The organism is Pseudomonas sp. AC242, from assembly GCF_979258655.1.
In genome coordinates, this window is the sequence record NZ_OZ409873.1 from 3,974,635 (window position 1) to 3,988,297 (window position 13,663).

10 protein-coding genes are annotated in these 13,663 nt (G+C 60.4%); 3 read left to right on the top strand and 7 right to left on the bottom strand.

Annotation, left to right across the window (positions count from 1 at the left end; genetic code table 11):
* Nucleotides 1-6: 6 nt before the first annotated feature.
* Together fabB and ACZZ0A_RS17840 are read left to right on the top strand one after the other, a co-directional pair.
* Nucleotides 7-1,227 carry a beta-ketoacyl-ACP synthase I gene (fabB, locus tag ACZZ0A_RS17835; protein ID WP_003227152.1) on the top strand — a complete coding sequence of 407 codons (1,221 nt, stop codon included), beginning with the start codon at nucleotides 7-9 and terminating at the stop codon, nucleotides 1,225-1,227.
* 418 nt (nucleotides 1,228-1,645) lie between these two features.
* Entirely contained in the window at nucleotides 1,646-1,834 is a 189-nt protein-coding gene (locus ACZZ0A_RS17840) for a hypothetical protein (RefSeq protein WP_007917473.1), read from the top strand.
* Nucleotides 1,835-1,904: 70 nt separating this feature from the next.
* Here the strand turns inward: ACZZ0A_RS17840 and ACZZ0A_RS17845 are convergent, their stop codons facing one another.
* The 7 genes from ACZZ0A_RS17845 to ACZZ0A_RS17875 all read right to left on the bottom strand — a co-directional run bounded on the left by ACZZ0A_RS17845 (nucleotide 1,905) and on the right by ACZZ0A_RS17875 (nucleotide 10,658).
* Nucleotides 1,905-2,447, bottom strand: coding sequence for a DUF2058 domain-containing protein (locus tag ACZZ0A_RS17845; RefSeq protein ID WP_016987455.1), 543 nt, complete (start codon nucleotides 2,445-2,447; stop codon nucleotides 1,905-1,907).
* A gap of 25 nt (nucleotides 2,448-2,472) precedes the next feature.
* Nucleotides 2,473-3,306, bottom strand: coding sequence for a nucleoside triphosphate pyrophosphohydrolase (gene mazG / locus ACZZ0A_RS17850; RefSeq protein WP_463543528.1), 834 nt, complete (start codon nucleotides 3,304-3,306; stop codon nucleotides 2,473-2,475).
* 144 nt (nucleotides 3,307-3,450) lie between these two features.
* Nucleotides 3,451-5,694, bottom strand: a complete 2,244-nt coding sequence (gene relA / locus ACZZ0A_RS17855; protein ID WP_007917476.1) for a GTP diphosphokinase — start codon at nucleotides 5,692-5,694, stop codon at nucleotides 3,451-3,453.
* A gap of 101 nt (nucleotides 5,695-5,795) precedes the next feature.
* On the bottom strand, nucleotides 5,796-7,172 hold the full coding sequence (gene rlmD, locus ACZZ0A_RS17860) for a 23S rRNA (uracil(1939)-C(5))-methyltransferase RlmD (RefSeq protein WP_095114427.1): 1,377 nt from the start codon (nucleotides 7,170-7,172) through the stop codon (nucleotides 5,796-5,798).
* Complete coding sequence (gene cysM / locus ACZZ0A_RS17865; protein ID WP_042705044.1) at nucleotides 7,172-8,074, bottom strand: cysteine synthase CysM; 903 nt, start codon at nucleotides 8,072-8,074, stop codon at nucleotides 7,172-7,174. Before cysM ends, rlmD begins: the two co-directional genes overlap by 1 nt.
* A gap of 450 nt (nucleotides 8,075-8,524) precedes the next feature.
* Complete coding sequence (locus ACZZ0A_RS17870; protein ID WP_463543529.1) at nucleotides 8,525-9,949, bottom strand: histidine kinase sensor domain-containing protein; 1,425 nt, start codon at nucleotides 9,947-9,949, stop codon at nucleotides 8,525-8,527.
* Nucleotides 9,936-10,658 (bottom strand): response regulator transcription factor, encoded by a 723-nt coding sequence (locus ACZZ0A_RS17875; protein WP_414894745.1) that lies wholly within the window; start codon nucleotides 10,656-10,658, stop codon nucleotides 9,936-9,938. Before ACZZ0A_RS17875 ends, ACZZ0A_RS17870 begins: the two co-directional genes overlap by 14 nt.
* A gap of 219 nt (nucleotides 10,659-10,877) precedes the next feature.
* Here ACZZ0A_RS17875 and ACZZ0A_RS17880 point away from each other — a divergent pair, with 219 nt between their 5' ends.
* Nucleotides 10,878-13,631 carry a response regulator gene (locus tag ACZZ0A_RS17880; RefSeq protein ID WP_042705046.1) on the top strand — a complete coding sequence of 918 codons (2,754 nt, stop codon included), beginning with the start codon at nucleotides 10,878-10,880 and terminating at the stop codon, nucleotides 13,629-13,631.
* Nucleotides 13,632-13,663 lie beyond the last annotated feature (32 nt).

A 13,663-nucleotide genomic window follows, 5' to 3' on the forward strand; every position in this document is an offset into this window, starting at 1 on the left:
ATTCGCATGCGCCGCGTCGTTATCACTGGTCTGGGCATTGTTTCGTGCCTGGGCAATGACAAAGAGACCGTCTCCGCTAACCTGCGTGCAAGCCGCCCTGGCATCCGGTTCAACCCGGAATATGCCGAAATGGGTCTGCGTAGCCAGGTTTCCGGCTCCATCGACCTCAACCTTGAAGAGCTGATCGATCGCAAGATCTATCGCTTCGTCGGCCACGCAGCGGCTTACGCTTACCTGGCCATGAAAGACGCTATCGCTGACTCCGGCCTGACCGAAGAGCAAGTGTCCAACCCGCGTACCGGCCTGATCGCTGGTTCCGGTGGTGCTTCCACGCTGAACCAGATGGAAGCGCTGGACATCCTGCGCGAGAAAGGCGTGAAACGCGTTGGCCCATACCGTGTAACGCGGACCATGAGCAGCACCGTTTCCGCTTGCCTGGCCACGCCATTCAAGATCAAGGGCCTGAACTACTCCATCGCTTCTGCCTGCGCCACCAGTGCTCACTGCATCGGTACGGCCATGGAACAGATCCAGATGGGCAAGCAGGACATCGTCTTCGCCGGTGGCGGTGAAGAAGAGCACTGGAGCCAATCGTTCCTGTTCGACGCCATGGGCGCGCTGTCCAGCAAGCGTAACGACACCCCGGAACAGGCTTCCCGTGCCTACGACGCTGACCGTGACGGTTTCGTCATCGCTGGCGGTGGCGGCATGGTCGTGGTTGAAGAGCTGGAACACGCTCTGGCCCGTGGCGCCAAGATCTACGCGGAAATCGTTGGCTACGGCGCCACGTCCGACGGCTACGACATGGTTGCCCCAAGTGGCGAAGGCGCGATCCGCTGCATGCAGATGGCGATGTCCACCGTTGATACCCCGATCGACTACCTCAACACCCACGGCACTTCGACTCCGGTCGGCGACGTCGCGGAAATGAAAGGTGTGCGTGAAGTGTTCGGCGACAAGGCGCCTGCGATCAGCTCCACCAAGAGCCTGTCCGGTCACTCCCTGGGCGCTGCCGGCGTTCACGAAGCGATCTACTGCATGCTGATGATGGAAGGCAACTTCATTGCCGGTTCCGCCAACATCGACGAGCTGGACCCTGAAGTGGCCGATCTGCCGGTGCTGACCAAGACCCGCGAGAACGCCACCATCAACACCGTGATGAGCAACAGCTTCGGCTTCGGCGGCACCAACGCCACGCTGGTACTGAAGCGCTGGGAAGGCAAGTAATTCCCCCCGCTTGAGCCACACACAAAAACGCCCCGACTGGTTCGGGGCGTTTTTTTTCGCCTGCAGAAAATAGCCGGGACACTACCGGTCCGTGTTGTTGATCGCTCCCACGCTCTGCGTGGGAATGCAGCCGTGACGCTCCGCGTCACTGGACGCGGAGCGTCCTCAGAGGCATTCCCCACGCGGAGCGTGGGAACGATCAAAAGACAGGGATCCAGAGCGTTCTGAAAATGAAACTTCTGTCATGAAACTTACCGCCCTGCGACCGAATGTCGCGGATTACGCGGACTGCAGCACTGTTGCAAAAAACGCAACAACACCTTGCACAAATCAGCCGTTTACTTAGCAGGCTAACAAATTCTATAACAGAGTCCTGCACACGCCTTGCTGCAGATAACTTGAGATTTGGAGCTAGCAGATGACTGTAAAAGTAACTGAACGCGACGATTCACACATGTCCCACGAAGGCGTAGCCGCCGGTATCCGCATCTGGGATGTGCATCAACAAGACTTGCTGGTCGGCATGTTCCACAACGAGATCGATGCCCACAACTACAAGGCCGAACTGGAAGTGCAAGAACAGCAGCGGGATCTGAAATCCGCCTGATTCAACCACAGCATTGAAAACGACAAACCCCGCCATGAGCGGGGTTTGTCGTTGTTACAGCTTTATCGATTTACCACATCAGATCATCAGGGATCTGATACGCCGCGTAAGGATCGTCCTCGGTGCTGACCTCTTCAGTCTGCACGTTGAGCTGGACGATACGCTGCGGATCGCGCTCCTGGATCTTCAGGGCCGCTTCACGCGGGATGACTTCGTAGCCGCCGGCATGGTGCACGATCGCCAGCGAACCGCTGCTGAGCTTGTTGCGCATCAGCGTGTTGACCGAGATGCGCTTGACCTTCTTGTCGTCGACGAAGTTGTAGTAATCCTCGGTGGTCAGCTTCGGCAGACGCGAGACTTCGATCAGTTGCTTGACCTGCGCTGCACGCGCCTTGGCCTCGGCTTTCTCTTTCTGCTGGCGGTTCAACTCCTGGTCACGCTTGACCTTCTCGGCCATGGCTTCCTGAGCCGCGCGCTGCTGCGAGTCATCCAGTTCGATCTGGCCTTTGTGCGCCAGGCGCTGCTGCTTCTGCTTGTCTTTGCTGACCTGTTTGGCCTGCTTTTGATTGACCAATCCTGCTTTGAGCAACTGGTCGCGAAGGGAAATACTCATGGTGCTTACTCACTTGGGCAGTGGCTCAGCCGCAGCCGGGCAAATTCTTTTCCTGACGTTTGGCTTCACCCCACAGGGCGTCCAACTCTTCGAGGGTGCAATCTTCTATGGGACGATGGGTGTCGCGCAATGCCTGTTCGATAAATCGGAAACGTCTTTCGAACTTGCCGTTGGCGCCACGCAGCGCGGTTTCCGGGTCAACCTTCAAGTGCCGGGCCAGGTTGACCACGGAAAACAGCAAGTCGCCGATCTCGTCAGCCACGGCGACGGGATCGTTTTCGGACATGGCTTCGAGGACTTCGTCGAGTTCTTCGCGCACCTTGTCGAGCACCGGCAAGGCGTCCGACCAGTCGAAACCGACCTGCCCTGCGCGCTTCTGCAACTTTGCCGAACGCGACAATGCCGGCAACGTGGCCGGCACATCATCAAGCAATGACAGTTGCTCGGGCGCGGCAGATTTCTCCGCACGCTCCTCTGCCTTGATCTCTTCCCAGCGCTGTTTGACCTGTTCCTCGCTCAAGCGCGGCACGTCGAGCGGTGCATACAGATCGCCCGTTGGAAAGACATGAGGATGACGACGAATCAGCTTGCGGGTGATGCTGTCGATCACCCCGGCAAATTCGAAGCGCCCTTCTTCCTTGGCCAACTGGCTGTAATACACCACCTGGAACAGCAGATCGCCCAACTCGCCCTGCAAATGATCGAAGTCGCCACGTTCGATGGCATCGGCCACTTCGTAGGCTTCTTCGAGGGTGTGCGGAACGATGGTCGCGTAGGTTTGCTTGATGTCCCACGGGCAACCGTACTGAGGATCGCGCAGACGGTTCATGAGGTGGAGCAGGTCTTCAAGGCTGTACATACAAACTCTCACTCAACTCTTTCTGCGATCTTGATCGTTCCCACGGCGTGGGAATGCAGCCCGTGACGCTCCGCGTCACTGGACGCAGAGCGTCCCTAGAGGCATTCCCACGCAGAGCGTGGGAACGATCAATCGAAGCCATCTTCACGGAGTGCGGTTACGCCGCGTTTCGATGATGTTCGGCAACTGCGATATGCGCCCGAGCAAGCGCCCCAGCGCATCCAGCCCCGGGATCTCGATCGTCAGGGACATCAGCGCGGTGTTGTCTTCCTTGTTCGAGCGGGTATTGACCGCGAGCACGTTGATCCGCTCGTTGAGCAGCACCTGCGAGACGTCACGCAGCAGACCGGAACGGTCGTAGGCACGAATGACGATGTCCACCGGGTAGGTGAGCACCGGCACCGGGCCCCAGCTGACCTGAATGATCCGCTCCGGCTCGCGCCCGCCCAGTTGCAGCACCGAGGCGCAGTCCTGACGGTGAATGCTCACGCCACGGCCCTGGGTGATGTAACCGACGATCGCGTCGCCCGGCAGTGGCTGGCAGCAGCCGGCCATCTGCGTCATCAGGTTGCCGACGCCCTGGATCTGAATGTCGCCGCGTTTGCCCGGTTTGTAGCCGGTGGCTTTGCGCGGAATCAGTTCCAGCTGTTCGTTACCGCGTTCCGGCTCGACCAGTTGCTGCGCCAGGTTGACCAGTTGCGCCAGACGCAGGTCGCCGGCACCGAGGGCGGCGAACATGTCTTCGGCAGTTTTCATGTTGGCCTTGTCGGCCAGCTTGTCGAAGTCCACCGCAGGCAGACCGAGGCGCGTCAGTTCGCGTTCGATCAGGGTTTTACCGGCGGCAACGTTCTGGTCGCGCGCCTGTAGCTTGAACCAGTGAACGATCTTCGCCCGCGCCCGCGAGGTGGTGACGTACCCGAGGTTGGAGTTCAGCCAGTCGCGGCTCGGCGTACCGTGCTTGCTGGTGATGATCTCGACCTGCTCACCGGTCTGCAGGCTGTAGTTGAGCGGCACGATGCGCCCGTTGATCTTCGCGCCACGGCAGTTGTGGCCTATTTCGGTGTGCACGCGGTAAGCGAAGTCCAGCGGCGTCGCGCCTTTTGGCAAGTCGATGGCGTGACCGTCGGGGGTGAAGATGTAGACTCGGTCCGGCTCGATGTCGACGCGCAGCTGTTCGGCCAGGCCACCGATGTCACCCAGTTCTTCATGCCACTCGAGGACCTGACGCAGCCAGGAGATTTTCTCTTCGTAATGGTTCGAGCCGGATTTGACGTCGGTGCCTTTGTAACGCCAGTGCGCGCAGACGCCGAGTTCGGCTTCTTCGTGCATCGAATGCGTACGGATCTGCACCTCAAGCACTTTACCCTCAGGGCCGATCACCGCCGTGTGCAACGAGCGGTAGCCGTTCTCTTTCGGGTTGGCGATATAGTCGTCGAACTCTTTCGGGATGTGCCGCCACAAGGTGTGGACGATACCCAGCGCGGTGTAGCAGTCGCGCATTTCCGGGACCAGCACGCGCACCGCGCGCACGTCGTAGATCTGGCTGAATTCCAGACCCTTGCGCTGCATTTTGCGCCAGATCGAATAGATGTGTTTGGCCCGGCCGCTGATGTCGGCATCGACGCCGGTGGCCTGCAATTCATCCTTGAGCTGGGTCATCACGTCGGCGATGAAACGCTCGCGATCAAGCCGTCGCTCGTGGAGCAACTTGGCAATCTGTTTGTATTGATCAGGTTCGAGATAGCGGAAGGACAAGTCCTCCAGTTCCCATTTGATATGACCGATGCCGAGGCGGTGCGCGAGCGGCGCATAGATATCGAACACTTCGCGGGCGACACGGTTACGTTTTTCATCGTCGGCGGTTTTCACCGCGCGAATGGCGCAGGTTCGTTCGGCCAGTTTGATCAGCGCAACACGGACATCGTCGACCATCGCCACGAGCATCTTGCGCAGGTTTTCCACCTGCCCCTGCGTGCCCATGACCATCGACTGACGCGGACTGAGGCTGGCGCTGATAGCGGCCATGCGCTGCACGCCGTCGATCAGTTTGGCCACCACCGGGCCGAAGCGCTGGCCGACGGCCGCGAGTTCGATCTGGCCTTCGCGCACGCCGCGATACAGGACCGCCGCGACCAGCGAATCCTGATCGAGCTTGAGGTCGGCGAGAATCTCGGCGATTTCCAGGCCGGTACTGAAACTACCGGAGCCTTCGGCCCACAGATTCTTCTTGGCATTGGACTGTTGTTCGGCCTCGCGAGCGAACTCGCAGGCTTCTTTCAAGGCTTCGCGATCCAGTGCCAGATCGACACTGACCGCGTGATCGAGCCAAGCCTCGAGATTGATACTGCCGTCAGTGTTGATCGGCTGGTGTGCTCTCACCTGTACCATGTTGCTTTACCTTCCCTACGACGCAGATTCAATGCGTCAAATCGCTGACCTTCAGTGCCCATTCGCGCTCGCGGGGCTAAAGCGAGCGCTGCGCGGACAGGTCAGACGGATTCAGACGAGCCATCCTGGCTCGCTTCAAATAACGCCATGGCCTCGACATGTGCCGTCTGAGGAAACATATCGAGAATCCCGGCACGTTTTAACCGGTAGCCCTGCTTGATCAATTCGACCGTGTCGCGCGCCAGAGTTGCAGGGTTGCACGACACATACACCAACCGTTTGGCACCCAGGGTCGCCAGCTTGCGAACCACCTCGAAAGCACCGTCACGCGGTGGGTCCAAGAGTACCGCAGAAAAGCCGTTTCCGATCCACTGGGCATCGGTCAAAGGCTGGGATAAATCGGCTTGAAAAAACTTTGTGTTATGCAAATTGTTACTAGCGGCGTTGGCTTCGGCGCGATCAACCATGGTCTGCACACCTTCGACTGCCACCACTTCGCGCACGGCTTTGGCCAGCGGCAAAGCGAAGTTGCCCAAGCCGCAGAACAGATCCAGCACACGTTCATCGCAACCCGGTTTCAGCCAGTCCAGCGCTTGCGCCACCATCGCTTCGTTGACGCCAGCGTTGACCTGGACGAAGTCGCCCGGCCGGTAAGCCAGATCCAGATCCCACTGTTCCAGGCGATAGCCCAGCGACTGGGTCGCATCGACCGGTTGCGGCTCGCCTTCGCCATGCAGCCACAACTGCGCTTCATGGAATTGGCAGAAGTCCTTGAGGATGGTCAGATCCGCTTCGGACAACGGCGCCATGTGCCGCAGCAACACCGCCAGTGACGAGCCACTGAACAACTCGACATGCCCCAGCGCCTGCGGTTTGCTCAAACGACGAAGCATCTCCGGCAAACGGGTCATGATCGGTTGCAAGGGCTGTACCAGCACCGGACATTCGCTGATCGCGACGATGTCCTGACTGCCGGCGGCGCGGAAACCGACTTCGAGTTTCTTCGCCTTCATGTCCCAGCGCACGGCGATGCGGGCGCGACGGCGATAGCCGAATTCAGGTCCGGTCAGCGGTGCTGCCCATTCTTCAGGTTCGACACCGGCGACACGCGACAATTGCTCGGCGAGCATGCGCTGTTTCAGGGCAAGCTGTTCGTTGTGAGGCAAATGCTGGACGCTGCAACCGCCGCAACGGCCGGCGTGCTGGCAGGGTGCCGGGCGGCGCAGCTCGCTGGCCTTGAACACGCGTTCGGTGCGCGCTTCGACCACTTTGCCGTGGGCGCCGAGCACCCGCGCTTCGACCTCTTCACCGGCAAGGGCGCCGAGGACGAACCAGGTCTTGCCTTCGAAAAACGCGATGCCGCGACCGTCATTGGCCAGGCGCTCGATGCTCAAGCGCTGCTTTTTACCGGTCGGGATTTGCGCGGCCTTGCTGCCGCCCGTGGGCTGGAAGCGCAGGCCTCTCTCGTGCTTGGCCATCAGTTGGGCGCGTCGAAAATGCCGGTCGACAGGTAACGGTCGCCACGGTCGCAGATGATCGCGACGATCACCGCGTTTTCAACTTCTTTGGACAGGCGCAGCATCGCTGCCACCGCACCGCCCGAGGACACGCCGCAGAAGATGCCTTCTTCGCGGGCCAGACGCCGGGTGACGTCCTCGGCTTCGCTTTGCGCCATGTCGACGATACGGTCAACGCGATCGGCCTGATAGATCTTCGGCAGGTATTCCTGCGGCCAGCGACGGATGCCCGGAATGGCCGAGCCTTCCATCGGTTGCAGTCCGACGATCTGCACCTTGTCGCTCTGCTCTTTCAAGTAGCGCGACACGCCCATGATGGTGCCGGTGGTGCCCATCGAGCTGACGAAATGGGTGATGGTGCCCTGGGTCTGACGCCAGATTTCCGGACCTGTGGTGGTGTAATGCGCTTCAGGATTGTCGCCATTGGCGAACTGATCGAGCACCTTGCCACGGCCTTCGGCTTCCATACGCTGGGCGAGGTCGCGGGCGCCTTCCATGCCTTCTTCCTGGCTGACCAGAATCAGCTCGGCACCGTACGCGGTCATTGCCGCTTTACGTTCGGCGCTGGAGTTGTCCGGCATGATCAGGATCATTTTGTAACCCTTGATCGCGGCCGCCATGGCCAGCGCGATCCCGGTGTTACCCGAGGTCGCTTCGATCAGCGTATCACCGGCATGAATCTGCCCGCGCAACTCGGCGCGAGTGATCATCGACAACGCCGGACGGTCCTTGACCGAACCCGCCGGGTTATTCCCTTCGAGCTTGAGCAATAGGGTGTTGCTGGTAGCACCGGGCAGGCGCTGCAAACGCACCAGCGGCGTGTTGCCGACGCAATCGGCGATGGTTGGGTACTGCAAGGTCATGGCGTATTCGCAATCCAGACGTGCGGGGGCGCCTATCATACCGGCAAACCCGCGCAGGCCATATCACGCAAAGTGCGGTGCTTATGGTTTATGGGAATAAGCAGCAATAGTCTCACCACTGGTGAGACTTTTACGCTGGGTCATCTTTGTTTGCGGTGATGCAAATGGCCTCATCGCTGGCAAGCCAGCTCCCACAGTGACCCGTGTTGCTCTATTAATAATGTCAGCAGTGCTGACACTGTCTTGTATTGCTCAAACAATCTGCGGGTAAAACACACTCCCTATGGGATGGGAGTAAGCGATAAAAGTCGCACCAGTGGTGCGACTTTTGTGTTGAGCCATTTTCATTGGTGGTGATGCGCAGAGACTCTTCGCGAGCAGGCTCGCTCCCACAGGGAGTAGTGTCATTCGCAGAATAGTGTCAGCAGTGATGACACTATTAACTGTTGATCACACGATCTGCGGCGAACCGAGTTCCAATGTGGGAGCGAGCCTGCTCGCGAAGGCGTCAGGCGGCGCGAAATCACCCTCAGCGACCAACCGCAAATTCAACCGCAACCCCGCCCCGCTGTTCTCCGCCCAAATACTTCCGCCCTGACGCTGCACGGCATTGCGCGCGATGCTCAGCCCCAAGCCAAATCCACCGTCCCCGGGCCGCGAGCCGTCGAGGCGGGTGAACGGTGAAAAGATCCGTTGCAGATCCCCTTCCGCTACGCCGCCGCCCTGATCTTCCAGCCACAGATGCCAGTAATCACCATCGCGCCGTCCATCAAGACGCACGATCCCGCTCGGCGGCGAATGCCGAATCGCGTTACGCAAAATGTTCTCCAACGCCTGCGCCAGCGTATTCAGGTTGCCACGCACCCAGCAAGAGGCCTCGACCGAACACTGCAATTGCAGACTCGGCCAGCCGCTTTCATAACAGGCATTGTCGGTGAGCATTTCCCACAGGGCCTGAATTTGAATGGCTTCATCCGGCAGCGGCGTGCGGTCGGTATCGAGCCAAGCCAGTTGCAGGGTGTCTTCGACCAAGCGTTGCATACCGTCGACTTCACGACCTATGCGCTCACGCAGTTGCAGCAGACCTTGTTCGCTTTCACTGGCGACCCGCAAGCGGCTCAACGGTGTGCGCAATTCGTGGGACAGATCACGCAGCAGTTGCTGTTGCAAGGCGACGGTCGATTGCAGGCGTTCGGACATCGAGTCGAATGCCCGCGCCAGCTCGCCGAGTTCGTCCGGCCGTTGGGTGATGCCGCTCGACAGCCGTACATTCAACTGGTCGGCGCGCCAGGCGTTGGCCTGTTCGCGCAGGTTGTTCAGCGGCACGACCAGCAAGCGGTACAGACCGACACACAGCAATAACGTGAACAGCCCGGGAATCACGCCGTTAGTGATAACGCGCCAGAACACCCGGTACTTGCCCGGAACAAATCGTTCGGGCAACTCGATCACCAGGCTGCCGGCAGACGGCTCTTTGGGGAAAGGAATGCGCAACCACGGCCGCCCCTGTTTGTGAATCGGCCAGTCGAGACCGCGCAGGAAGGTCAGGCGCTGCAATTCCTGATCATTGAGCGGATCATTGCTCAGCGACTGCAAATTGCCGCCGATCACGCCGACCCAACTGGCTTCGCGCAATTCCATGCTCTGCAACCAGTCATCAACACCGCTGCGTCCACCATGCTGCCACGCCTGTTCCGCTTGCGCGGCATAACGAGTGAGCGTGCCGCGCGCTTCGTCGGAGAGGAACTGGTTGCGCTCCTCCATGTAACGCCCCCACGACCAGCTCAGCCAGATCATCAGCAGACAGAAGGCCACCAGCAGAAACGCCAGTTTCCAGAACAGCGAATGCCGCCCCGGCAGTTCAGAGCGTTTCATCGGCGGCGCTCAATACGTAGCCCTTGCCCCAGACAGTCCGCACTTCACGCTCGGTGTAACCGATGGCTTTCAGTTTGCGGCGGATCTGGCTGATGTGCATATCAAGACTGCGGTCGTGGGCCGCGTAGCCGCGTTGCAAAACGTGCTGATAAAGGAAGGCTTTGCTCAGCACTTCCTCGTCATTGCGGTTGAGGGTTTCCAGCAAACGGTATTCGCTGCGGGTCAGCCCGGCGGCTTGCTCGCGGAAAAACACATCGCACTGTTCGTCGTCGAACCGCAGCGTACCGGCCGCCACGGGCACCGCGGGGGCGGCCGGGCGCCGATCCAGGGCAACCCGGCGCAGGATCGCTTCGATGCGCACATGCAACTCGGCCATGCTGAACGGTTTGGGCAAATAGTCGTCGGCCCCCAGACGGAAACCACTGATACGATCCGCCTCGGCGCCGAGGGCCGACATCAGCAGCACCGGCGTCGAATGGCTCTGGCGCAATTGCGTCAACACATTCAAACCGTCCATGCCTGGCAACAGGATATCCATCAGCACCACGTCGAACGGCTGGCGTTTGGCGATGCTCAGGCCTTCCTGACCGTTCTGACACCAGGTCACCTGAAAGCCGCTGCGGCCCAGATGTTCGTGAACATAGGCGCCGAGCACCGGATCGTCTTCGATGGAGAGAATGCGTGGCTGGCCAGCGGAAACAGGAGTCATGAGTATCTGCAAGTAATTCTCAGTTGAGCGCGATTATTCAAGATTGTCGGACAGCGGGCAACACAAGGCTGCCCTTTCTGACAAACGAGCACCGGCGCCCTGACCCACCCTGACAGCATTTTTCCGGAGATTGCCTGCGAGCAAATCGCTACACTGCGCCCATGCCGCGTGCCGGATGCACGCATGAGTCAACAGATCAGCGGGATGCAGGAGATAGGCGTGCTCAAGAAACTGGGAATCAAAGGTCGCGTGTTGTTGCTGACCTTGTTGCCGACCAGCCTGATGGCGCTGGTGCTGGGTGGTTATTTCACCTGGACGCAGCAGTCCGACTTGCAGAGCCAATTGATGCAACGCGGCGAAATGATCGCCGAGCAACTGGCGCCGCTGGTGGCACCCGCCATGGGGCACGGCAATAGCGATCTGCTTGAACGCATCGCCACCCAGTCTCTTGAACAACCGGACGTGCGCGCGGTGACCTTCCTCGCCCCGGACCGCTCGCCGCTGGCCCATGCCGGGCCGACCATGCTCAATCAGGCGCCGAGCGGCGACAGCTCGCATTTGCAACGGCGCAGCGGCAATGACGCGACGCGTTACCTGATGCCGGTGTTCGGCAAACACCGCAACCTCGCCGGTGAACTGATCCCGGACGAATCCGACCGACTGCTCGGCTGGGTCGAATTGGAGCTGTCGCACAACGGCATGCTGCTGCGCGGTTATCGCAGCCTGTTCGCCAGCCTGTTGCTGATTGCCGCCGGTCTGGCGGGCGCGGCATTGCTGGCGTTACGCATGGGCCGCACCATCAACCGTCCGCTGAGCCAGATCAAGCAAGCCGTCGCGCAACTCAAGGACGGCCATCTGGAAACGCGTTTGCCGCCGCTCGGCAGTCAGGAGCTGGACGAACTGGCGTCGGGCATCAACCGCATGGCCGGCACCCTGCAAAACGCCCGCGAAGAACTGCAGCACAGTGTCGATCAGGCCACCGAAGACGTCCGGCAGAATCTGGAAACCATCGAGATCCAGAACATCGAACTGGACCTGGCGCGCAAAGAAGCGCTGGAAGCCAGCCGGATCAAATCCGAATTCCTCGCCAACATGAGCCACGAGATCCGCACGCCGCTCAATGGCATTCTCGGCTTCACCCACCTGTTGCAGAAAAGTGAACTGACCCCGCGCCAGCTCGATTATCTGGGCACCATCGAAAAGTCTGCCGACAGCCTGCTGGGGATCATCAACGAGATCCTCGACTTCTCGAAAATCGAGGCCGGCAAACTGGTACTCGACCACATTCCGTTCAACCTGCGCGACCTGCTACAGGACACCCTGACCATCCTCGCCCCGGCCGCACACGCCAAGCAGTTGGAGCTGGTCAGTCTGGTCTATCGCGACACGCCGCTGTCGCTGGTCGGTGACCCGCTGCGTCTGAAGCAGATCCTCACCAACCTGGTCAGCAACGCCATCAAGTTCACCCGCGAAGGCACCATCGTCGCCAGGGCGATGCTTGAAGAGGAACACGAAGACAGCGTGCAACTGCGCATCAGCATCCAGGACACTGGCATCGGCCTGTCGAATCAGGATGTGCGCGCGTTGTTCCAGGCGTTCAGTCAGGCCGACAACTCGCTGTCGCGGCAACCGGGTGGCACCGGTCTGGGGCTGGTGATTTCCAAACGCCTGATCGAACAGATGGGCGGCGAAATCGGCGTCGACAGCACGCCGGGCGAAGGCTCGGAATTCTGGATCAGCCTGAGCCTGCCGAAAACCCGTGACGACGCCGAAGATTTGCCGGCCGCGCCGTTGCTCGGGCGCCGCGTGGCGGTGCTGGAAAATCACGAACTGGCACGTCAGGCCTTGCAGCACCAACTGGAAGACTGTGGCCTCGATGTCACGCCGTTCAACACCCTCGAAAGTTTGACCAACGGCGTCACCGGCGCGCACCAGACCGATCAGGCGATCGATCTGGCGGTCATCGGCATCACCAGCAACGACATGCTGCCCGAGCGTTTGAATCAGCACATCTGGGACCTCGAACACCTCGGCTGCAAAGTGCTGGTGCTGTGCCCGACCACCGAACAGACGCTGTTCCATCTGTCGGTGCCGAACCCGCACAGCCAACTGCAAGCGAAACCGGCCTGCACACGTAAATTGCGGCGAGCACTGGCCGATCTGGTCAACCCGCGCCAGCCGCGCAATGAGCCAGGCGAACCGCTGTCGAGCCGCGCGCCGAAAGTGCTCTGTGTCGACGACAACCCGGCCAACCTGCTGCTGGTGCAAACCCTGCTCGAAGACATGGGCGCCAAGGTACTTGCGGTGGAAAGCGGCTACGCGGCGGTCAAAGCGGTGCAGAGCGAATCGTTCGATCTGGTGTTGATGGACGTGCAGATGCCAGGCATGGACGGCCGCCAGAGCACCGAAACCATTCGCCAGTGGGAAAGCGAGCGACATTGCACGCCGCTGCCGATCGTCGCCCTCACCGCCCACGCCATGGCCAACGAAAAACGCGCGCTGCTGCAAAGCGGCATGGATGACTACCTGACCAAGCCGATCAGCGAGCGGCAACTGGCGCAGGTGGTGCTGAAGTGGACCGGCCTGGCCTTGCGCAATCAAGGGCCGGAACGGATCAGCGACAGCGCGGCGGGCAATAACGAACTGCCGGTGCTTGATCACGAGGAAGGCTTGCGCCTGGCTGCCGGCAAGGCTGACTTGGCGGCGGACATGCTGGCCATGTTGCTCGCCTCACTGGAAGCCGACCGCGAAGCCATCCGCGCGGCGTGCGAAAACCGCGACCAGAACGCATTGATCGAGCGCGTCCATCGCCTGCACGGTGCCACCCGTTATTGCGGCGTACCGCAATTGCGCGCGGCCTGCCAGCGCAGCGAAACCCTGCTCAAGCAGGACGACCCCAAGGCTGTGGCTGCGCTGGAAGAACTGGAGCGCGCGATCAACCGGCTAGCGGCGCAAGCGAAGATCAGCGCCTGATCCACAGCAATGCCGGCCAACACCGGCAGCGC

Excerpts from the sequence above, each read along its gene's own strand:
- fabB (WP_003227152.1), top strand. The coding sequence starts at position 7 with ATGCGCCGCGTCGTTATCACTGGTCTGGGCATTGTTTCGTGCCTGGGC.
- ACZZ0A_RS17840 (WP_007917473.1), top strand. The coding sequence starts at position 1,646 with ATGACTGTAAAAGTAACTGAACGCGACGATTCACACATGTCCCACGAA.
- ACZZ0A_RS17845 (WP_016987455.1), bottom strand. The coding sequence starts at position 2,447 with ATGAGTATTTCCCTTCGCGACCAGTTGCTCAAAGCAGGATTGGTCAAT.
- mazG (WP_463543528.1), bottom strand. The coding sequence starts at position 3,306 with ATGTACAGCCTTGAAGACCTGCTCCACCTCATGAACCGTCTGCGCGAT.
- relA (WP_007917476.1), bottom strand. The coding sequence starts at position 5,694 with ATGGTACAGGTGAGAGCACACCAGCCGATCAACACTGACGGCAGTATC.
- rlmD (WP_095114427.1), bottom strand. The coding sequence starts at position 7,172 with ATGGCCAAGCACGAGAGAGGCCTGCGCTTCCAGCCCACGGGCGGCAGC.
- cysM (WP_042705044.1), bottom strand. The coding sequence starts at position 8,074 with ATGACCTTGCAGTACCCAACCATCGCCGATTGCGTCGGCAACACGCCG.
- ACZZ0A_RS17870 (WP_463543529.1), bottom strand. The coding sequence starts at position 9,949 with ATGAAACGCTCTGAACTGCCGGGGCGGCATTCGCTGTTCTGGAAACTG.
- ACZZ0A_RS17875 (WP_414894745.1), bottom strand. The coding sequence starts at position 10,658 with ATGACTCCTGTTTCCGCTGGCCAGCCACGCATTCTCTCCATCGAAGAC.